This window comes from Streptomyces sp. NPDC016677 (assembly GCF_055562815.1).
Window position 1 is genome coordinate 24,215 of sequence record NZ_JBVHEO010000009.1, and the last position, 20,715, is coordinate 44,929.

19 protein-coding genes are annotated in these 20,715 nt (G+C 74.3%); 8 read left to right on the forward strand and 11 right to left on the reverse strand.

Features of this window, described 5'->3' with window-relative positions; genetic code table 11:
* Window positions 1-210: 210 nt before the first annotated feature.
* On the reverse strand, window positions 211-906 hold the full coding sequence (locus tag ACZ3IG_RS23235; RefSeq protein ID WP_467434400.1) for a GntR family transcriptional regulator: 696 nt from the start codon (window positions 904-906) through the stop codon (window positions 211-213).
* Between the two features lie 128 nt (window positions 907-1,034).
* Here ACZ3IG_RS23235 and ACZ3IG_RS23240 point away from each other — a divergent pair, with 128 nt between their 5' ends.
* Complete coding sequence (locus ACZ3IG_RS23240; RefSeq protein WP_467434402.1) at window positions 1,035-2,357, forward strand: MFS transporter; 1,323 nt, start codon at window positions 1,035-1,037, stop codon at window positions 2,355-2,357.
* Window positions 2,354-3,187 carry a putative hydro-lyase gene (locus ACZ3IG_RS23245; protein WP_467434404.1) on the forward strand — a complete coding sequence of 278 codons (834 nt, stop codon included), beginning with the start codon at window positions 2,354-2,356 and terminating at the stop codon, window positions 3,185-3,187. Before ACZ3IG_RS23240 ends, ACZ3IG_RS23245 begins: the two co-directional genes overlap by 4 nt.
* Window positions 3,188-3,243: 56 nt before the next feature.
* On the opposite strand, the gene ACZ3IG_RS23250 is transcribed toward ACZ3IG_RS23245, so the two are convergent.
* The 5 genes from ACZ3IG_RS23250 to ACZ3IG_RS23270 all read right to left on the reverse strand — a co-directional run bounded on the left by ACZ3IG_RS23250 (window position 3,244) and on the right by ACZ3IG_RS23270 (window position 8,934).
* Complete coding sequence (locus ACZ3IG_RS23250) at window positions 3,244-4,101, reverse strand: SGNH/GDSL hydrolase family protein (RefSeq protein WP_467434406.1); 858 nt, start codon at window positions 4,099-4,101, stop codon at window positions 3,244-3,246.
* Window positions 4,098-5,261 carry a glycosyltransferase gene (locus tag ACZ3IG_RS23255; protein WP_467434407.1) on the reverse strand — a complete coding sequence of 388 codons (1,164 nt, stop codon included), beginning with the start codon at window positions 5,259-5,261 and terminating at the stop codon, window positions 4,098-4,100. Before ACZ3IG_RS23255 ends, ACZ3IG_RS23250 begins: the two co-directional genes overlap by 4 nt.
* Window positions 5,258-6,388: a glycosyltransferase family 4 protein gene (locus ACZ3IG_RS23260; RefSeq protein WP_467434409.1), complete on the reverse strand. Its 1,131-nt coding sequence runs from the start codon at window positions 6,386-6,388 to the stop codon at window positions 5,258-5,260. Before ACZ3IG_RS23260 ends, ACZ3IG_RS23255 begins: the two co-directional genes overlap by 4 nt.
* 406 nt (window positions 6,389-6,794) lie before the next feature.
* Window positions 6,795-8,213 (reverse strand): HEAT repeat domain-containing protein, encoded by a 1,419-nt coding sequence (locus ACZ3IG_RS23265; protein WP_467434411.1) that lies wholly within the window; start codon window positions 8,211-8,213, stop codon window positions 6,795-6,797.
* Between the two features lie 328 nt (window positions 8,214-8,541).
* Window positions 8,542-8,934, reverse strand: coding sequence for an ankyrin repeat domain-containing protein (locus tag ACZ3IG_RS23270; RefSeq protein WP_467434413.1), 393 nt, complete (start codon window positions 8,932-8,934; stop codon window positions 8,542-8,544).
* A gap of 277 nt (window positions 8,935-9,211) precedes the next feature.
* On the opposite strand from ACZ3IG_RS23270, the gene ACZ3IG_RS23275 reads away from it, so the two are divergent.
* Both ACZ3IG_RS23275 and ACZ3IG_RS23280 read left to right on the forward strand, forming a co-directional pair.
* Entirely contained in the window at window positions 9,212-9,406 is a 195-nt protein-coding gene (locus ACZ3IG_RS23275; protein WP_215167995.1) for a hypothetical protein, read from the forward strand.
* A gap of 37 nt (window positions 9,407-9,443) precedes the next feature.
* A complete protein-coding gene (locus tag ACZ3IG_RS23280) occupies window positions 9,444-11,216 on the forward strand; it encodes a P-loop NTPase family protein (protein ID WP_467434414.1) in 1,773 nt (590 codons plus the stop codon).
* A gap of 72 nt (window positions 11,217-11,288) precedes the next feature.
* Here ACZ3IG_RS23280 and ACZ3IG_RS23285 read toward each other — a convergent pair whose 3' ends face one another.
* Complete coding sequence (locus ACZ3IG_RS23285; protein WP_467434416.1) at window positions 11,289-12,788, reverse strand: SCO1417 family PLP biosynthesis transcription factor; 1,500 nt, start codon at window positions 12,786-12,788, stop codon at window positions 11,289-11,291.
* A gap of 101 nt (window positions 12,789-12,889) precedes the next feature.
* Here ACZ3IG_RS23285 and yczE point away from each other — a divergent pair, with 101 nt between their 5' ends.
* From yczE to ACZ3IG_RS23305, 4 genes are all read left to right on the forward strand, one after another.
* Window positions 12,890-13,555 carry a membrane protein YczE gene (yczE, locus tag ACZ3IG_RS23290; RefSeq protein WP_467434418.1) on the forward strand — a complete coding sequence of 222 codons (666 nt, stop codon included), beginning with the start codon at window positions 12,890-12,892 and terminating at the stop codon, window positions 13,553-13,555.
* Complete coding sequence (locus ACZ3IG_RS23295) at window positions 13,552-14,319, forward strand: glycerophosphodiester phosphodiesterase (RefSeq protein WP_467434419.1); 768 nt, start codon at window positions 13,552-13,554, stop codon at window positions 14,317-14,319. The genes yczE and ACZ3IG_RS23295 overlap by 4 nt, the downstream gene beginning before the upstream one ends.
* 52 nt (window positions 14,320-14,371) lie before the next feature.
* Window positions 14,372-15,718, forward strand: coding sequence for an MFS transporter (locus ACZ3IG_RS23300; protein WP_467434421.1), 1,347 nt, complete (start codon window positions 14,372-14,374; stop codon window positions 15,716-15,718).
* 280 nt (window positions 15,719-15,998) lie between these two features.
* Window positions 15,999-16,373, forward strand: coding sequence for an RNA polymerase-binding protein RbpA (locus ACZ3IG_RS23305; RefSeq protein ID WP_003977404.1), 375 nt, complete (start codon window positions 15,999-16,001; stop codon window positions 16,371-16,373).
* A gap of 144 nt (window positions 16,374-16,517) precedes the next feature.
* Here ACZ3IG_RS23305 and fxsA read toward each other — a convergent pair whose 3' ends face one another.
* The 4 genes from fxsA to ACZ3IG_RS23325 form a co-directional block, all read right to left on the reverse strand.
* Window positions 16,518-17,096, reverse strand: a complete 579-nt coding sequence (gene fxsA / locus ACZ3IG_RS23310) for an FxsA family membrane protein (protein ID WP_467434422.1) — start codon at window positions 17,094-17,096, stop codon at window positions 16,518-16,520.
* A gap of 46 nt (window positions 17,097-17,142) precedes the next feature.
* Window positions 17,143-17,985: a polyprenol monophosphomannose synthase gene (locus tag ACZ3IG_RS23315; protein WP_467434424.1), complete on the reverse strand. Its 843-nt coding sequence runs from the start codon at window positions 17,983-17,985 to the stop codon at window positions 17,143-17,145.
* Between the two features lie 558 nt (window positions 17,986-18,543).
* Entirely contained in the window at window positions 18,544-20,148 is a 1,605-nt protein-coding gene (locus ACZ3IG_RS23320) for an amidohydrolase (protein WP_467434425.1), read from the reverse strand.
* Window positions 20,149-20,195: 47 nt separating this feature from the next.
* Window positions 20,196-20,636 (reverse strand): Lrp/AsnC family transcriptional regulator, encoded by a 441-nt coding sequence (locus ACZ3IG_RS23325; protein WP_004002750.1) that lies wholly within the window; start codon window positions 20,634-20,636, stop codon window positions 20,196-20,198.
* Between the last annotated feature and the right edge of the window lie 79 nt (window positions 20,637-20,715).

The following is a 20,715-nucleotide window of genomic DNA, read 5'->3' on the forward strand; positions in this document are numbered from 1 at the left end:
CCCGGGCGGAGCGGTCCGCGCCCTCCTCCGGCGGAGCGGTCCCCGCCCTCCCTCGGCGGAGCGGTCCGCGCCCTCACCCGGCAGGGCGGTCCCGCTCGCTCCCCGGCAGAGCCGTTCGCTCGCTCCCCGGCAGAGCCGTCCGCGCGCTCCCCGGCAGAGCCGCCCCGTCCGCGCCGGTTCGGCAGCCCCGCCCCGCCACCGCCCTCCCGGTCAGCCGTCCTCGCCCACCCGTCGCCGGTAGACCTCCAGCACCCGCTCCAGCGACATCGCGAGGTACCCCGCGAGGAGCCGCTCGGCGGTCTCCCGGTCGCCGGCCTCCAGGGCCTGGAGGACCTCGTGGTTGCGCGCGATGTACGGCTCGTGCAGGCGGCGCGGGTCGTCCACCACGTGGAAGGCGAGGCGCAGTTCGGCGAAGACGCTGCGCATCACCTCGTCGGTGCGCTCACTGCCCGCCAGGGCGACCAGTTCCCGGTGGAAGTGGATGTTGGCCGTGCCCACCCGTTTCCAGTCGCCTTCCCGGGCCGCCCGGCGCCCGTCCTCGACCGCCCCGGCGAGCCCTTCGAGCCGGTACGGCGGCTCGCCGAGCCCGCGGACCACGGCGCACTCGACGAGGGCGCGGGTGCGGTAGATGTCCTCGACGTCGTCGACGGTCAGGACCCGGACGAAGACGCCCCGGTTCAGCTCGTGCACCAGCAGGCGTTCATGGGTGAGCAGCCGGAACGCCTCCCGCAGCGTGTTGCGGGAGATCCCCAGCGCGCCGCCGATGCTGTCCTCGGACAGCCGGGTGCCGGGTGGGAAGAAACCGTCGGCGATGCGGCTCCTCAGAATGTCCGAGACCCGCTCCGCGGTACTGGTGCGCCCCAGGAGGGCACGGTCGTCGGCGAGTTGCGCCAGCTGCTCTGCCATGCCCGGAATTCAACCTCAGACACAAGAACGAAACAACAGGGGTATTGAGGGATCGTTGAACAATCCCCTACGGTGCTGGACATCAGCTCATCAGCACGCACCCTCCGTCCTCCTTCTGCGAGGTGCCCATGAGCACAACTCCTCCACCGCAGGCCCCGCTCACCGTCGTCCCACGGCCCGGCAACGACGGCCGCGGCGCCGACGACGGGGCCCTGGGCTGGCTGCGCGCCCTCGGCCCGCGGGGCCGCCGGGCCTTCGCCGGCGCGTTCGGCGGCTACGCCCTCGACTCCTACGACTACTTCACGCTGCCGCTGAGCATGGTCGCGCTGGCCGCGTACTTCGGCCTGGACAGCGGCCAGACCGGGCTGTTCACCACCGTCACGCTGGTCGTCTCGGCGGTCGGCGGCGCCCTCGCGGGCGTACTGGCGGACCGGATCGGCCGGGTCAGGGCGCTGCTGCTCACGGTGATCACGTACGCCGTCTTCACGGTGGCCTGCGGCTTCGCGCCCAACTACGAGACGCTGCTGGTCTTCCGGGCGCTCCAGGGGCTCGGCTTCGGCGGCGAGTGGGCGGTCGGCGCGATCCTGGTCGCCGAGTACGCCAGCGCGAAACACCGGGGGCGCACCCTGGGCGCGATCCAGAGTTCCTGGGCGGTGGGCTGGGCGCTGGCCGCGATCGTGTACACGGTGGTGTTCTCGGTGGCCGACGACGCGCTGGCCTGGCGGATCATGTTCTGGACCGGCGCGCTGCCCGCGCTGCTGGTGGTCTGGGTGCGGCGCAGTGTGCACGACGCCCCCGAGGCCGCCGCCGCGCGCGAACGGAGCCCCGGCAAGGGCCAGTTCCGGGCGATCTTCGCACCGGGCACGGGCGCCGCCGACGGACTGCTGCGGATCACGCTCTTCGCCGCCCTGCTGTCCACCGGTGTCCAGGGCGGCTACTACACGCTGGCCACCTGGGTGCCGACGTACCTGAAGGACGAGCGCGGCCTGTCGGTGGTGGGCACCGGCGGGTACCTGACGTTCCTGATCTCGGGCGCCTTCATCGGCTATCTGACCGGCGGCTACCTCACCGACCGCCTGGGGCGCCGGCGCAACATCTGGCTGTTCGCCCTGCTGTCGGCCCTGTGCGTCCTGGCGTACGCCAACATCCCGGCCGGCGCCGACACCCTCCTGCTCGTGCTCGGCTTCCCGCTCGGGTTCTGCATGTCGGCGATCTTCAGCGGCTTCGGCTCCTACCTGGCCGAGCTGTACCCGACGACGGTGCGCGGCACCGGGCAGGGATTCACCTACAACACCGGACGGGCCGTGGGCGCCGTCTTCCCCACGACGGTCGGTTTCCTGGCCGACAGCTGGGGCGTGGGCGGCGCGCTGGTCTTCGGCGCGATCGGCTACGGCGTCGCGGCGATCGCGCTGCTCGGACTGCCCGAGACGCGCGGAAAGGAGCTGGCATGAGCAGCACGCACCGGACGACGGAGGACCGCGCGGTGACGCTCGTCGACGAGCACGCGCACGCGTGGCGGCCGGAAACGGCCCGGGCCCGCTTCCGGGAGGGGCTGACCGGCGCCACGGCGGGGGTCGCGGCCGGTCACACCCAGGCCAATCTGATCTCCGTACCCGCCGACTGGGCCTACGACATGCTGTTGTTCTGCACCCGCAATCCGAAGCCCTGCCCGGTGCTCGACGTGACGGACGCCGGCGGGTGGACGACCTCGCTGGCCGACGGCGCCGACCTGCGCACGGACCTGCCGCGCTACCGGGTGTGGCGGGACGGCGAGCTGGTGGACGAGCCGGCCGACGTGCGGGCCCACTGGCGGGACGACCTCGTCTCGTTCCTCATCGGGTGCAGCTTCACCTTCGAGTCGGCGCTGTCCCGGGCCGGCGTCCCGATCCGCCACGTCGAGCAGGGCCGCAACGTGCCGATGTACGTCACCGGCCGGCAGTGCGCTCCCGCCGGGCGGCTGCACGGGCCGATGGTGGTGTCCATGCGTCCGGTGCCGCCGCGGTACCTGTCCGCGGCGATCCGGGAGACCAGCCTGCTCCCGGCGGTGCACGGCGGCCCGGTGCACTGCGGTGACCCGTCGGCGCTCGGCATCGAGGACCTGGACCGGCCCGACTTCGGTGACACGGTGGACCGGGAGCCGGACGACATCCCGGTGTTCTGGGCGTGCGGGGTGACGCCGCAGGCGGCGGTCATGGCCTCGCGCCCGCCGTTCGCGATCACCCACGCGCCCGGCCAGATGTTCGTCACGGACGCGCGTGACGAGCAGTACCGGGTGGTGTGACCACGGCTACCCGCACCGCCCCACCCGTCACCAGCGGCACACCGCCCCTCGGTGTCTCAAGCGGCCTCCCTGCGGTCGGTGACCGACAGGGCCGCCAGGGCCGCCGAGACCGCCGCGGACGCGCGCAGGTCGAGCCGGGCGCTCGTCCCGCGCGCGCGGTGGCGCAGTTCGTCGGCGGCCAGGGTCAGCAGCTGCGGCAGCAGGTCGGTGGAGCGCCGGGCCACCCAGCCGGTGCCGGCGGTGGCCAGCCACCACAGGCTCGCCGACCGGGTGGGCGCCGGGGAGCCGGGCTCGGGTGAGGGCGCGGGCCCCCGGGCAAGCCCGTGCGCGGCGAGCAGCGCGTGGGCGCGCACGGCCAGTTGCCGGTGCCCCCGCTCACCGGGGTGCAGCCGGTCCGCGCTCCACATCGCGCGGTCGGTGACCCAGTCGCCGTCGCCCGCGTGCAGGTGCAGGGCCCCGTACCGCTCGGACAGCGCGTGGACCACCGTGTTGACGGCCCGCTGCCGCCGGGCCAGCGGCCGGGCCAGCGCTCCCGGCAGCCCGAGCATGGTGCCGGGGTCGGGCAGACAGGCCGTCAGCAGGGCGGCGCCCTGGGCGGTGAACGCCGCGTACACCTCGTCCAGCCGGGCGGCCACGGCGTGGATGTCGAAGGTGCAGCGCAAGGTGTCGTTGACGCCGATCACGACGGAGACGAGGTCCGGCCGCAGCGCCAGCCCTGCGGGCAGTTGCGCCTCCAGCACGTCCCGGGTCTGCGCTCCGCCGACCGCGAGGTTGCGGAACTCCACGGGCCGCTCGTCCTCCCCGGCGAGCGACCCGGCGAGCAGCGCCGCCCAGCCGCGCCAGCCGCCCGCGACCGGGTCGCCCACCCCCTCGGTCAGCGAGTCGCCGAGCGCCACGTACCGCGGCCGTCTCATGCCACGCCCTCCGTCACGCCCCGGCGGGAGGGCACCACCGCCGTCGCGTCGTGCGCGGCGAGGAACGCGGCGACCGCCGTGTCCCAGCCGAAGCACTCCGCACGCGCGCGTGCCGCCGCCCGCCGTTCCGTCTCCGGGCGCCCGGCGAGCAGGTCCACGGCGTCGGCGAACGCCTTCCCGTGGTCGGCGGCGACGGCCCCGGCGGAGCCGATCACCTCGGGCAGCGCGGACGAGGCGCTGACCGCCACGGGCGTGCCGCAGGCCATCGCCTCCAGCGCGGCGAGCCCGAACGTCTCGGCGGGCCCGGGCGCCAGGCATACGTCGGCCGAGGCCTGGAGCGCGCCGAGCAGACCGCGGTCGCCCACGTGCCCGAGGAACTCGACGGGCAACTGGCGTTCACGGGCCCGCTGTTCGAGCCGGGCGCGCAGCGGGCCGTCCCCGGCCACCACGAGGACCGCCCGCCGGTCGCGCCGGCGCAGCGCCTCCAGGGCGTCCAGGGCCGTCCCGGGCCGCTTCTCCACGGACAGCCGGGAGCACATCACGAGCAGCGTCTCGTCCTCGCGCGCGTAGCGCGCCCGCACCCGCGCGTCGCGCAGCCCCGGGTGCCGGGCGACGAGATCGACGCCCAGGGGTGCGCGTACGACGTTGCGGGCGCCGATCCGCAGGAACTCCCGTTCGGCGAACTCGGTGGTGCACACCACGCGCGCGTACGTGTGCGCCGTACGGATGTTGAGCGCGTCGGCGGCACGGCGGGCCGCCCCCTCGGACAGGCCCCAGGTGCGCAGGACGCCGTCGGCGGTCTCGTGGGAGACCATCACGGCGGGGATCCGGGCCCGCCGGGCCCACTTGCCGGTCCAGCGCAGTGTGGTGCGGTCGGAGACCTCCAGGCGGTCGGGGGCGAGTTCCTCCAGCAGGGCGGCGACCCGCCGCTTGTCGGTGAGGACGCGGTAGCCGCCGGTGCCGGGCAGCAGCGGGCCGGGCACGGTGATCACCCGTCCCTGCTCGGTCTCCTGGTCGCTCGCCCGCTCGCCGGGGACGACGAGGACGGGCTCGTGTCCGGCGGCGAGGTATCCCTTGCCCAGCTCGCGCAGGGCGGTGCGCAGGCCGCCGGAGGCGGGGGCGACGAAGTTGGCGAGCCGGACGATCCTGAGGGCGCTCATGCGGCCAGCACCGCCTTCCGCGCGGCGAGGACGTCCGTGTAGTGGCCGATCAGCCGGTCGCCGACGGCCGCCCAGGTACGGCCTTCGACGGCCGCCCGTCCGGCACTGCCGCACGCGGCGCGCAGCGCCGGGCCGGCGGCCAGCGCCGCCACCGCGTCGCGTACGGCGTCCGCGTCCCGGGGCGGCACCAGCAGTCCGGTGCGGCCGTGGTCCACCAGGTCCAGCGGGCCGCCCGCGGCGGGCGCGACGACGGGGACCCCGCTGGCCATGGCCTCCTGCACGGTCTGGCAGAAGGTCTCGAAGGGGCCGGTGTGGGCGAAGACGTCCAGGGAGGCGAAGACCCGGGCCAGGTCGTCGCCGGTGCGGCGGCCGAGGAAGACGGCGCCGGGCAGGGCCTGTTCCAGGCCGGCGCGGCTGGGACCGTCGCCGACGACCACGACGCGGACGCCGTCCAGGGCGCAGACCCCGGACAGCAGCTCGACCTGCTTCTCGGGGGCGAGCCGGCCGACGTAGCCGACGATCAGCTCGCCGTTCGGGGCGAGTTCCCGGCGCAGCGCCTCGTCGCGCAGTTCGGGCCGGAAGCGGGCGGTGTCCACCCCGCGCGGCCAGAGCCGGACCCGGGGCACGCCGTGCGCCCGGAGGTCGTGCAGGGCGGCGCTGGAGGGGGCGAGGGTGAGGTCGGCGGCGGAGTGCACGGAGCGGATGCGCCGCCAGGCCGCCGTCTCGCCGGCCCCCATGTACGTACGGGCGTATCCGGCGAGGTCGGTCTGGTAGACGGCCACGGCGGGGACGCCGAGCCGGGCGGCGGCGGCCATGCCGCGGACGCCGAGGACGAAGGGACTGGCCAGGTGGACCACGTCGGCACGGTGCGCGGCGATCGCGGCGGCGAGGCGTCGGCTGGGGAGGGCGACGCGGACCTGGGGGTAGCCGGGGAGCGGAAGGGAGGGGACGTGGACGACCGGGCACGGCACCGCGAGGGGGTCGGGCCGGGTGCCCGGCGCCGGGGCGGGGGCGACGACGAGGGGAACGTGACCGCTGTCGACGAGGTGTCGGGCGGTCTGGAGCGCGCAGTGAGCCACGCCGTTCACATCGGGGGGAAAGGACTCGGTCACGATGACGACACGCATACCCGTGTTGTCGCCGTGCTGGACGTGGTCGCGTCAACGTCGATCTTTCCGGCCGAGGAACGGCCCGTGAGCGTTGGACTGCCCGCCCGAGCAGGTCAGACCGTGTCCACGCCCGCCTGACCCGCGGGCCACCCCTCGTTCATCCGGTGCGCGCACGCTTGTCCCGTCCTGCTCGGACACCCCCGTGCGCGACAGCGCGCTCCCCGTTCACGCGGGCGTCTCCGGCGCACGGACAGCACGGCGTACGCATACGGCATACGGCATACGAACAATCCTGCGCCGGGCGCACGGACAGCCCCGCGCCCGGCGCACGGCGTCGAGGACGGCCCCACCGGACTCACCGCGCGGAACTCACCGCGCGGAACTCACTGGACGAGACTCACCGGACGAGACCCGTGGCACAGGCTCACACCGCGGACGCGTCCGGCCCGATCCGGCTCCGTACGGCGGTCTGCACCTCGGCCTCCTCGGCCGGGTCGGCGGCGAGCCGGCGCAGCCGTTCCACGACGCGGTTGTCACCGGTCTCGGCGTGCCGGGCGGCGAGTTCGCGGGTGGTCTCCTCGCAGTCCCACAGGCACTCCACGGCGAACCCGGCCGGGAAGGAGGGGTCGGTGGCGGCCAGCGCACGGGCGGCCCGGCCGCGCAGGTGGGAGGAGCCGGTCTCCCGGTAGACGTGCCGCAGCACGGGGGCGGCGCAGCCGATGCCGAGCCGTCCGGCGCCGTCGACGAGGGTCCACAGGGTCGGCGCGTCGGGGCCCTCGCCCCGTACCGCCTCGCGCAGCGCGGCCAGGACCAGGTCACGGTCGGCCGCGCCGCCGCGACAGGCCAGTACCCGGCCGGCGGCGGCGCCCAGCGCGTCGGGACGGCGGGCCCAGCCGCGGGCCCGGTCCACGGCGGCGGGAGCACTCATCCGTTCGAACGCGGCGACGGCCGCCTCCACCACCCCCGCCGTACCCGTGGCCACGGCGTGTTCGATCAGGCCGAGGGCGCCGGGATCGTCGCTGTCCGCGAGATAGCGCAAGGCGGTGCAGCGGGCGCCCTCGGTACCGGACCGGGCGGCCTCGACGATCTCGGGCCGGTCCTCGGGACCGGCGACGGCGGTGAGGCACCGGGCGGCCGGCACATGGAGCGCGGTGCCACGCTCCAGGCCCTGCTGGGCCCACTCGAAGACGGCGGCCACGCTCCAGCCCGGGCGGGGTCCGGTGGGCCGCAGCTGCCGCTGCCAGCGGTCGAAACAGCCGGCTTCCTGGGCGCCACGTACGCGCGTGGCGATCGCTTCGCGGCTGTCCTCGGCCCACAGCCGCCAGGGCCTGGGTTCGAAGGCGTCCCGCACGGCGGCGGCCAGCTCGGCCTCGCCCTCGGGGTCGGTGGTGAACCGCGCGAGCACGGGCTCGGCGAGGGCGCGCAGTCCCGCGTCGTCGTCCCGCAGCGCCAGTTCGTCCAGGGCCCAGGCCCAGTTGGTGCCGCGGGCGGCGTACCGGCGCAGCAGGTCGAGCGCGTCCCGCCGCCCGTAGGAGGCGAGGTGCCCGAGGAACGCCAGGGCCAGCCCCGTACGGGACTCCTCGGGGTCGAGGACGTCCTCGGCGTCGAAGAGGTGGGCCTCCACGGCATCCAGCTCGCCGTCGAGGTCGAGGAAGAGGCGGGCGTAGTAGAGGGAGCGGTTCTCCACCTGCCAGTCGTGGCGCGGGTCGTGCAGCACGCAGTGGTGCAGGGCCGCGAGCGCCTCGGGGCGCGGCGCGGTGAGCGCGTGCAGCGTGCCGTCGCCGCGGCCCCGCTGGAGCAGGCCGAGCAGCGTACCGCTGGGCGCTATGACCGGATCGAACATGGGAAACAGCCTCACATCAAGACATCAAGCGTCGACGCAACCGGGTGAGCACGCGTTCACCTGACCGCGCGACAACACGTCGGAGCGCCCGCCGCCTCTTGCTTGCCGAAGACCATTTTCCTCTGCCTCTCGTCGGTGGCCCTTGCGGACCGGGTCACGGTCCGCGCGGTGCGGCAACACCTGCCCAGCCGTCACGTCCGTGAACCACGTCGTCATGATGACCCCGCGCTTCGTCCCGCCGCGACCGAAATATCGGCCGCCCCCGTACGACCGGCCCTCGTACAGCCGACTCCCCTAGGGCCGGCCCCCGTACGGCTCCCGGGTCGCCTCACTGCGCGCCGAAGAGCTCCAGCAGTTCCTTGCGGTCGAACATGCGGGCCGTGTCGACGGCCGAGGGGGTGCCCGCCGCGGGGTCCGCGCCGGCCTCCAGGAGTGCCTTGACGACCTCGGTCTCGCCCTTGAAGGCGGCCCCGGCGAGCGGGGTCTGCCCCCGGTCGTTGACCCGGTCGGCCTCGGCGCCGCGCTCCAGCAGGGCGCGCACCGTGCCGGCGTGGCCGTGGTAGGCGGCGAGCATCACCAGGGAGTCGCCGCGGTCATTGGTGAGGTCGGCCGGGACGCCCGCGTCGACGTAGGCCGCGAGCGGCTCGGTCTGTCCCTGCCGGGCCAGGTCGAAGATCTTGGTCGCCAGCTCGACGACCTCGGGGTCAGGGGCTTCGGTCATCGGCGGACCACCTCTCTCGTCTCTCGGACGCTCATCCATGGGGCGCGGCCGCGAGCAGGGCGGCCGTGCGAGTGAATCGCCAGGGTACTGGCTCGTGGGACACATGGCCGGGGGCACCCGAGGTAAAGATCACCACGGCCCGACCGGGTCAAGAGGCGCTCCGCCACGCGGGGCAAAACACCCGATTTTCACCCACTTGCACCTTTAATCATATGGATACATGCTGTGATCCTGGAAGTACTCATGGTGACTGTCCCCGCGAACCAGGAGAACTCACATGATCCTCTCGATCTCAGGCGTCGTCCTGCTCGGCGTCGTCGTCTTCATCTACTTCCGCAAGGACGGCCTGAAGGCGTCGCACGCCGTGGTGGCCATGCTGTTCGGCTTCTACCTGTCGAGCACCGCCGTCGCCCCGAGCATCAAGGCGGGCGGCGAGAGCCTGGCCGGCCTCCTCGGCGGACTCAAGTTCTGACCGCCCGTACCCCCGTCCGCACTTCCAGGAGGCAGCAGTGGCCCGGCGCCCCCTCCCCCGCATTCTGAGCAACGGCGGCGCACAGCTCGCCCGGAGCCGGGAGCTGGCCCGGACGGCGGCCGACAGCGCCACCGACGTCCTCCAGCCGTTGATCACGATCGCCCGCGGCTTCGGCCGGCTCGTCGCGGCCGCGCGGCACAGGTGGACCGAGACCCCCAAGGACCGGCGCGGCGCGCTGCTCTTCCTGGTGGCCTCGGTCGTCCTGGTCGTGGGCCTGATGCCGTACGGCCCGCTGCTCGCCGCCGTCGCGCTGATGGCGGCGGCGGCCTGGCAGGGCAGGAACCGCGTCCCGGCCGCGCCCGGGGAAGCCGACGACGCCCGGACCCGGCGCCTGGCCTCGCTCTACGAGGCTCTGGTCCCCTACTTCTCGCTGGCCGAGGACCCCGATCCGCTGTACGCCCACGGCGGCGGCTGGGAGAAGGCCTTCCCGGCCTACGAGTTCGGCGACGACGGCCGTCTCGCGCACCTGGTGGTCCACTACCCGGCGTACTTCACCGACGGCGAGGCCGCCGCCCGCGCCCGGATCGAGCACCTGCTCACCGCGAAGGCCGGCCGGGGCCGCGAGTACCGCTTCACCTGGGACGAGGAGGCCAACCACCTCACCCTGACCGCCCTCGCCCCGCTGCCCACCGACATCGCCGCCCAGCGCTTCGTCACCGCGCCCGGCGAGACGGTCCTCGGCTTCACCGACCCCACCCGGGTCCAGCGCACCCTGCCGCTCACCCACGGCGAGGAGCGGCGCGACGTACCGCCGGTCGTCTGGCGCACCGGCGTGCGCTCTACCGAGCCGCACCTGCTGGTCCTCGGCCGGCCGGGCACCGGCACCTCGACGCTGCTGCGCTCCGTCGCCCTCCAGGCCCTGCACCACGGCGGCGACCTGGTGATCGTCGACGGCGGCGGCACCGGCGAGTACGCCTGCCTGACCGGGCGCGACGGCGTCCTGGCCGTCGAGTGCGGCCTCACCGGGGTGCTGACCAGCCTGGAGTGGGCCGCCCAGGAGACGGAGCGCCGGCTGATCGCCGTCAACCGGGCCCGGCAGGAGGGGCAGCCGCCGCCGGAGGACACCCGGCGGCCGCTGTGGCTCCTGCTGGACCGGCCGAGCGCCTTCACGCACCTGGCCGGCGTGGACGGCCGCAAGGACCCGCAGGCCCTCCTCCAGGTCCCGCTGCGGCACGGCCGGGCCGCGCACGTCACGGTGGTGGTGGCCGACCAGCTGGACACCCTCGACACGCTCGGCGACGCCGTACGGCAGCACACACGCGCGCGCGTGGTCCTCGGCGCGGCCGGCCCCGACGAACTGACGGCCGCGCTCGGCGCTCCTCCGGGGACCACGCCCGTCGACCAGGTCCCGCCCGGCCGCGGCTACGCCCGGCTGGGCACCGGCCCGGTCCTGCGCCTCCAGGTGCCGGCCACCCCCGACCCGTACGACGACGCCACCAGCGACAGCCACCGGCAGGCGGTGCTGGACCTGCTCCCGCCGCGCACCACGCCGGCCGACGGGGAGCACGTGCCCGACGTGCCGGGCAGCGAGAAGGAGACCCCGAAGGAGACCCCGGCGGAACCGGCTCCACCGGCCGAACCGGCCGAGCCCGGCGAGCCCAACGAGCCCGGCGAGCCGGAAGCAGCCTCCCCCGATCCGGAACCGGCCCCGGCGCGGCCGGTCCCGACCCTCGCCGGGCCACAGGAGGAGACGAAGAGGCGGGGTAAGCGGCGAGGGAGGAAGTCGGTGCCCACGCTCATCAAGCCGTAGCCGTAGCCGTAGCCGTAGCCGTACCTCCCGGCCGTCCCCACGCGGCGCCCCTCGCACCGGGGGCGCCGCGCGTCACGCCACGAAGGTCCGGGGCGCCTCCGCCCCGCCGACGCCCCCGCTCTCGACCAGCCGCGCCGCCGCGGCCAGCCGCAGGGCCGCCTCGTCGGCCACCGCGCCGCCGACCGTGAACGGCAGCCGCGCGTACCCCTCGAAGGCCCCGTCGACGCCGAACCTCGGCCCGGACGGCACCCGGACCCCGACCCGCTCCCCCGCCTCGGCGAGCCGCGACCCCGACAGGCCGCCCGTGCGCACCCACAGGGTGAGCCCGCCCTTCGGCACCTCGAACTCCCACGCGGGCAGCTCCCGCCGTACCGCCGCGACCAGCGCGTCCCGGTTCTCCCGCGCCTGCGCGCGGCGCAGTTCGACGGCCCTTTCCCAGCCGCCGGTGCCGAACAGCCAGTTCACCGCCAGCTGTTCGAGGACGGGGGTGCCCATGTCGGCGTAGGCGCGGGCGGCGACGAGGCTGCGGATCACGTCGGGGGCCGCCCGCACCCAGCCGATGCGCATGCCGGCCCAGAACGCCTTGCTGGCCGAACCCACGGTGACCACGGTCGACCCGGCCGGGTCGAAGGCGCACACCGGGGGCGGCATCGTCACGTCCTCGTCGAGCAGCAGCTCGCTCATGGTCTCGTCGGCCACCAGCACCGTCCCCGCCGACCGGGCCGCCTCCACCAGCCGCCGCCGCTGGTCCTCCCCGGCGAGCGCGCCGGTCGGGTTGTGGAAGTCGGCGACGACGTAGGCGAGGCGCGGCGCGGCCTCCCGCAGCACCTGGCGCCACCGGTCCAGGTCCCAGCCGTCGAGGCCGCCCGCCATGGCGACCGGCACCAGCCGCGCGCCCGCCTCCCGCATCAGCTGGAGGATGTTGGCGTACGAGGGCGACTCGACGGCGATGCGCTCGCCGCGGCCCCCGAACAGGTGGCAGATCGCGTCCATCGCGCCCATCGCGCCGGTGGTCACCATGATCTGCTCGGGCATGGTCGGGACGCCCCGCGCGGTGTAGCGGTCGGCGAGGGTGGCGCGCAGCGCGGGCAGCCCGGCCGGGTAGTCGCCGTGCGTGTGCGCGTACGGCGTCAGTTCCTCCAGGGCGCCCTGGACGGCGCGGGTGAGCCAGGGTTCGGGCGCCGGGAGCGCCGCGCAGCCCAGGTCGATCACCGAGCCGAGCGCTTCGGGCGGCAACGGCTCCAGGCCCCGGGCCGGCACCGGGTTCCCGGGCGGGACGGCGGTCCAGCTGCCCGCGCCGCGCCGGGACTCCAGGAAGCCCTCGGCGCGCAGGGCCTCGTAGGCGGCGGCGACCGTGGTGCGGCTGACCGACAGGGCGAGGGCGAGCTCCCGCTCGGCGGGCAGCCGGGCGGCGACCGGCACCCGCCCTTCCAGCACGAGCAGCCGGACACCGTCGGCCAGCGCCCGGTAGGCGGGCGGACGGCGGGTGCCGGGTCCGGCCGGGCGCTCCTGCTGCGAGCCGAGCAGCCGCGCGAGCTGCGCGGCTCCCACGGCCGAAGTCCACTGCGCCATGCGAATCAGTCCACCTTCCGCGAATTGGCCCTGGATGACTTCTGCTTCCAGGCCACAGGGTGACACAGGTCAAGCCACGTTTTCACCCCAGGGGGCACAGCATGTCCGCACGTCGGCCCACCCGCAGCCACCTCGCCCGCCGGCTCACCCAGCTCTACGGCGGTCTGCTGCTCTACGGGGCCAGCTCGGCGCTGCTGGTCCGCTCGGGCCTCGGTCTGGAACCGTGGAACGTGCTGCACCAGGGCCTCGCGGAACGCACGGGCCTGTCGATGGGCGTGGTCCTCACCGTCGTCGGCGCGGCCGTCCTCCTGCTGTGGATACCGCTGCGGCAGCGGCCGGGCCTCGGCACCGTCTCCAACGTCCTGGTGGTCGGGGCCGCGATGGACGCGACACTGGCGCTGGTCCCCGACGTCCACGCCGCGGCGGCGCGGATCGCGTTCCTGGCCGCGGGGATCGTCCTCAACGGCGCGGCGACCGGCCTCTACATCGCGGCGCGGTTCGGCCCCGGACCGCGCGACGGCCTGATGACGGGCCTGAACCGGCGCACCGGCCTCTCCGTCCGCCTGGTGCGTACGGCGGTGGAGATCACGGTCGTGGTGACGGGTTTCGCCCTCGGCGGCACCGTCGGGATCGGCACCCTGCTGTACGCGGTGACGATCGGCCCGCTCGCCCAGCTGTTCCTGCGCGTGTTCGCCGTCCCCCCGGCATCCGACGGCAGCACGGTGGTTGCCACCGGTCAACCCCGGGCGGCCATACTGCGTCGGTGACCACCCCCATACGCCACCCCTACCTCGACCATCCCGGTCCGATCGCCTTCGCCCACCGGGGCGGCGCGGCCGACGGCCTGGAGAACACGCTGCTCCAGTTCCGGCGCGCGGTCGAGGCGGGCTACCGGTACATCGAGACCGACGTGCACGCCACCCGGGACGGGAAGCTGGTCGCCTTCCACGACGCGACGCTGGACCGGGTCACCGACGGCACCGGCCGGATCGCCGAGCTGCCGTGGGCCGAGGTGAGCCACGCGCGCGTGGCGGGCAGCGAACCGCTCCCCCTCTTCGAGGAACTGCTGGAGACCTTCCCCGAGGTCCGCTGGAACGTGGACGTCAAGGCCGAACCGGCCCTGCTCCCCTTCCTGAACCTCGTGGGGCGCACGAACTCCTGGGACCGGATCTGCCTCGGCTCGTTCTCCGAGGCGCGCGTGGCACGCGCCCAGCGGCTGGCCGGCCCCCGCCTCGCCACCTCGTACGGCACCCGGGGTGTACTGGGGCTGCGGCTGCGCTCCTGGGGCGTGCCGGGTGCGCCGCGCCGCTCGGCGGTGGCCGCTCAGGTGCCCGAGGCCCAGTCGGGCATCCCGGTGGCCGACCACCGCTTCGTACGCGCCGCCCACGCGCGCGGGCTGCAGGTGCACGTGTGGACGGTGAACGAGCCGGAGCGCATGCACCGGCTCCTGGACCTCGGCGTGGATGGCATCATGACCGATCACATCGGCACACTGCGCAAGGTCATGGAGGACCGCGGCGTCTGGGTCTGAGACCCGCGTTCGCTCCGGCCGTCGCGCGTCCACGGGGAAGGCGAGGGCACGGGTGGGCACCGACACCGTGCGGACACGGGCGGCCGACGAGGCCGCCGGGCGCCGGCGCGAACAGCGCGGCTGGTATTTCTACGACTGGGCCTGCTCGGTCTATTCGACGAGCGTGCTCACCGTGTTCCTGGGCCCCTATCTCACCTCGGTCGCCGAGTCGGCGGCGGATGGGGACGGGTTCGTCCATCCGCTGGGCATACCCGTGCGCGCCGGGTCGTTCTTCGCGTACACGGTCTCCCTGTCGGTGATCGTGGCGGTGCTGGTGATGCCCCTGGCGGGTGCCGCCGCCGACCGCACGGGCCGCAAGAAGCCCCTGCTGGGCGCGGCGGCGTACGTCGGCGCGGCGGCCACGGCCGGCATGTACTTCCTGGACGGCGACCGCTATCTGCTCGGCGGCGCGCTCCTGGTCATCGCCAACGCGGCCCAGTCGGTCGCGATGATGCTGTACAACTCCTACCTGCCGCAGATCGCGCCACCCGAGGAACGCGACGCCGTCTCCTCCCGCGGCTGGGCCTTCGGCTACGCGGCCGGGGCGCTGGTCCTGGTCGTCGACCTGGTGCTGTACACCGCGCACGACTCGTTCGGCCTCACCGAGAGCGCGGCGGTCCGGATCTGCCTGGCGTCGGCGGGCCTGTGGTGGGGCGCCTTCGCGCTGATCCCGCTGCGCCGGCTGCGGGACCGCCGGGCCCCCGAGCGGGAGGCGGCCCTGCCGGGCCTGCGGCAACTGGCGGCCACGGTGCGCGGCATGCGGCGCCACCCGCTGACGCTGGCCTTCCTGCTGGCGTACCTGGTCTACAACGACGGCATCCAGACAGTGATCTCCCAGGCGTCGGTCTACGGCTCCGAGGAACTGGGACTGGGCCAGTCCACGCTCATCGTGGCCGTCCTGCTGGTCCAGGTGCTGGCCGTGGCGGGGGCGCTGCTGCTGGGCCGGCTGGCCCGGCGGTACGGCGCCAAGCGCACGATCCTCGGCTCGCTGGCGGCCTGGACGGTCACCCTCGCGGCCGGGTACTTCCTGCCCGCCGGGGCCCCGGTGTGGTTCTTCGTCCTGGCCGCCGGGATCGGCCTGGTCCTCGGCGGCAGCCAGGCCCTGTCCCGCTCGCTCTTCTCCCACCTCGTGCCGCCCGGCAAGGAGGCCGAGTACTTCTCCGCGTACGAGATCAGCGACCGCGGCATGAGCTGGCTGGGACCCCTGCTGTTCGGGCTGACCTACCAGCTGACCGGGAGCTACCGGGACGCGATCATCTCGCTGGTGGCGTTCTTCGTCATCGGCTTCGTGCTGCTCGCGCGGGTGCCGGTCGCACGGGCGATCCGCGACGCGGGCAATCCCGTTCCCGAAAGGATTTAGCACTTGGCGGGAAAGGGCTGTAGTGTACGCCTTTGGCCTGCCAGGCGTACCGTTACTGCGCGTCAAAGATGCCGAAACGTCGGGTGACATCTCCGAGGAGAGGTGACATACCGGACGCCTGTGGGTACTGCACTGGTTGACAAAGGCTGCGGCTACGACGGCGACACATGGCCCCGGAACGGGACTCGGGACGGGAATCTTTACCGCCGACCGGACGTTGACCGGATGACGACGACAGCGACACCTGTCCTGTGGGCGACAAGCCCGGGAGGCACGATTCATGAGTGAGCGAGCTCTTCGCGGCACGCGCCTCGTGGTGACCAGCTACGAGACGGACCGCGGCATCGACCTGGCCCCGCGCCAGGCCGTGGAGTACGCATGCGAGAAGGGGCACCGGTTCGAGATGCCCTTCTCGGTCGAGGCGGAGATTCCGCCGGAGTGGGAGTGCAAGGTCTGCGGGGCCCAGGCACTCCTCGTGGACGGCGACGGCCCTGAGGAGAAGAAGGCCAAGCCCGCGCGTACGCACTGGGACATGCTGATGGAACGACGCACCCGCGAGGAGCTCGAAGAGGTCCTCGAGGAGCGGCTGGCGGTTCTGCGCTCCGGCGCGATGAACATCGCGGTGCATCCGCGGGACAGCCGCAAGAGTGCGTAGTCCCTGCGGGGCCTGAGGGCCCGACGCAGCGCGTGTGAGTGACTGTGCACGTGAGTGAATGACTGCGGGCGCCGTACGTTTCACAACGTACGGCGCCCGCAGTCTTTGCTGTACGGGGCGGGTGGCGGGGCCCGCCCCCGGGCGTCAGCGGGTCAGGGGCGGGCGCGGGTCCTGGTCCGCGGGGCCTCGCTCGTCGTCCCGTACGACCTCGCCGGGGACGACCTTGCCGTCCGGGCGGTGCATACGGGCCTGGCGGAAGGCGTCGCCCAGGGTGCCGGGGCCCGCCGCGCGCAGGCGGCGCTCGAAGGTGCGCTCCGCGTACCGGCTCACCGCTTTCTGGACCGGGGGCAGCAGCAGGAGCAGACCGGCCGCGTCGGAGACCAGGCCGGGGATCATGACGAGCAGGCCGCCCAGCATCATCAGGCCGTTGCCCTCGCTGTTCGGCCGGGCCGCCGGTGTCACCCCGCCCTGCTGCTGCCGCAGCGTCTCCTGGAGGCTGCGGAAGGCGCGGCGCCCCGCCCGCTTGATGATCACGGAGCCGAGGACGACGCCGGCCAGCAGGACCAGGAAGACCACCAGGCCGTTGGACGCCCCCGCGACCAGCGTCAGCAGCCAGATCTCCAGCACCAGCCAGGCGGCGACGCCCAGCGGCAGGAACGTGCGCAGGCGGGAGCGGCGGGGCCGGGTGGCGGGGTGGCTGGGGGTGTGCGCGCCAGTCGTCATGTCTCCAGTGTGCCCGGGCCCGGCTCAGCGCGGGATAAGGGCCCGGTCACGGGGTCCGGGAGGACGGCCGGTGCGGCGCGCGGTCGGCCTTGTCGCGGTCCACCTTGTCGCGGTCCATGATCTTGCCGACCCGCTCCCCGACGCCCCAGGCGGTGACCCGCCAGAGCGCCTCGACGAGGATGTCCTTGCTCATCTTGGAGTCGCCCAGCTCGCGCTCGACGAAGGTGATCGGCACCTCGACCACGTGGTAGCCGGCCTTGACCGCGCGGCGGGCCAGGTCGACCTGGAAGCAGTAGCCCTGCGAGGACACGTCCGCCAGGCCGAGGCCCTCCAGTGTCTCCCGCCGGAAGGCCCGGTAGCCGCCCGTGATGTCGCGCAGCGGCAGGTCCAGCGCGAGGCGCGAGTAGAGGCTGCCGCCGCGCGAGATGACCTCCCGGGACTTGGGCCAGTTCACCACCCGGCCGCCCGGCACCCAGCGGGAGCCGAGCACCAGATCGGCCCCCTTCAGCGCGGTCAGCAGCCTCGGCAGTTCCTCGGGCTGGTGGGAGCCGTCGGCGTCCATCTCGATCAGGACGCCGTAGTCGCGCTCCAGGCCCCAGCGGAACCCGGCGAGGTAGGCGGCGCCGAGACCCTCCTTGCCCTTGCGGTGCAGGACGTGGACGTGATCGTCGGCGACGGCCAGCTCGTCGGCGAGCTTGCCGGTGCCGTCGGGGCTGTTGTCGTCGGCCACCAGGACGTGCGCCTCGGGGACCGCCTCGCGCACGCGGGCGACGATCGCCTTGATGTTCTCCGACTCGTTGTACGTCGGGATGATCACCAGGGGCGTACCGAGGGGGCCGAACCTTCTCTCCTGGCCCGCTGCCGCTCGCGTCCCGTCACCGTCGTTCACTGCTGCCCCTTCGAGTCCGTACGCAGAGCACCACCATAGTGGCCGGGGCCTGCGATGACGTGACAGGACGTTCGTATGGTGGTGTCGTTTTCACAAGACCTGGGTAGTAATCGGTCTTTTGGAGCAGGACCCGCAGCGGAAGTCCGCGGGACTCGACTGCGGATGGGGGCCCGGCGCCCTTCGGGCCGACTCGGGACCCGCCGGCTGCGGATCGACCTGGAGCCGTTGTCTACTGAGCGCCCGGGCCCCACCCGGGTCACACCTCCCGACCGGCCGGAACGTTCCCTCGCCTGGCGCTAGTGCTGGGCCTGGCTCACAGTGGCGGTGCGCCGGTGTGGCACACCGTCCCTGACCCAGCGGCGCCGCGGCGTGTGCGCGGTAGTTCCCCGGTCGGGCGTCCGGTGGTGGACGCCGCCGAACCTACCGGCCCGGCTCCGTCGCCTGTCAACAGCCGTTTGACCTGCGGTGATCGGATCAATGCCCTGGTCAGCGGCGAGGCGGGCCGGGCGGTGCGACACAGGGACGGAGGAAAGATCGTCGCCCCGTCGGGGGTGGGGATCACTCGCCCGGCCGTACGAACACCGTCCGTCCGCCGACGACGGTGCGCAGGCAGACGGGCAGGTCGCGGCCCGGGGTGAGGTCGGGCAGGCCGGGGGTGCCGGAGCGCGGGTCGGTCGACCAGCGGGCGACCCGGTCGTCGGGGGCCTGGACCACCAGGTCACCGGTGCGCCAGACGGCGTAGTCGGCGGGTGCGCCGGGGACCAGGACGCCCGCGTCGTCCCGGCCGACCGCCCGCCAGCCGCCGCGCGTGTGGGCGGTGAACGCGGCGCGCACCGAGACCCGGTGCTCCGGTGTGCGGTGGAAGGCGGCGGCCCGGACGGTGCCCCAGGGGTCCAGGGGGGTGACGGGGCTGTCGGAGCCGAAGGCGAGCGGGACACCGGCGCGCAGCAGGGCCGCGAAGGGGTTCAGGGTGCGGGCCCGGTCGGCGTCCAGGCGGCGGGCGTACATGCCGTCCGCGCCGCCCCACAGCGCGTCGAAGGCCGGCTGCACGGAGGCGGTCAGGCCCAGTTCGGCGAAGGCGGCGATGGTCTCCGGGGTGAGCATCTCAGCGTGCTCGACGCGGTGGCGGGCGGCGCGGACGCGGGCGAGGCCGAGCTTCTCGGCGGCGGCGCGCACGCCCTCGACGACCGCGGTGAGGGCGGCGTCGCCGATGGCGTGGAAGCCCGCCTGGATCCCGGCCTCGGTGCAGGCCACGACGTGCGAGGCGACCGCGTCGGCGTCGAGGTGGGCGAGGCCGGTGTGGTCGGCGTCGGCGTAGGGGTGGTGCAGGCAGGCGGTGTGGGAGCCGAGGGAGCCGTCGACGAACAGGTCGCCCGCGGCGCCGGACGCGCCCAGCTCTCTCGCTTTGTCGACATCCTGTTCGGCCCAGTAGCCGACCACCCGGGGGCCGTCCCCACCGGCCGCCAGCCGCAGCAGGCCGGTCAGGTCGTCCTCGGAGGAGATCTCCGGGCCCCCGCATTCGTGAACGGTTCCGATGCCGAGCGAGGCGGCGTGGGCGAGGGCGGCGCGCTGCGCGTCGGCGCGCTGGGCCGGGGTGACGGCACCGAGGGCGGTGGCGCGTACGGCGTGGTGGGCGTCACCGGTGAGGGGGGCGTCCGCCCGCCCGGGGACGCCCGGCGTCAGGTCGAGCAGGGCGGTGGTGACGACGGCCGAGTGGACGTCGATACGGCTGAGGTAGAGGGGACGGCCGCCGGTGGCCTCGTCCAGTTCGGCGCGGGTCGGCGGGCGGCCCTCAGGCCAGGCGGCCGAGTCCCAGCCGTGGCCGAGCAGGACCCGGTCGCCGGGGCGGGCGGCGGCGAACTCGCGCACCCGGGCGAGGGCCGCCGGCAGGGAGGGAGCGCCGGACAGGTCGAGGCCGGTGAGGGCCAGGCCGGTGGCGGTCGTGTGCACATGTGCGTCGGTGAACGCCGGGGCGACCAGCGCGCCGTCCAGGTCGACGACCTCGTCCACGCCGTCGGCGAAGGCGTCCGCGGCCCCCTCGGAGCCGACCCAGGCGACCTGGCCGCGTTCGACGACCATGGCGGTGGCGAAGGGATCGGCGGGGCTGTGGACCTCGCCGCGGCGCAGCAGGACGGTCTCGGTCGGGGCACTGGACTCACTCATGGACACCAGTCTCACCCCTCGCCGGGGTCACCCCGCACGCAGGTCCGTCAGATCCGGGGCGGCCGTGCCTCGTACGGGGTGGACAGCACCACCGTCGTGCGCGTGGACACCCCGGCCAGGGAGCGCAGCCGGGCGAGGAGTTCCTCCAGTTCGTGCGGGGTGGCGACGCGCACCTTGAGGATGTAGTTCTCGTCGCCGGCCACGCTGTGGCACGCCTCGATCTCGGGGACGCCGGCCAGCCGGTCCGCGATGTCGTCGGGGGCGCTGGGGTCGAACGGTTTCACCGAGATGAACGCGGTCATCGGCAGCCCGACGGCCTCCGGGTCGACGACCGCGGCGTACCCGCGGATGACGCCACGCTGCTCCAGCCGCCGCACCCGCTGGTGCACGGCCGACGTGGACAGGCCCGTGGCCTTGCCCAGGTCGGTGTAGCTCATCCGCCCGTCCTTGACGAGCAGCTGCACGATCTGTCGGTCCAGCTCCTCCATGGCGCAAGAACCTACAGTGCGCTTGACCTCCCCGGACAGCTGAATGCCCCCGGCCCCGCCCGGTGCGCGGGGGCAGAGG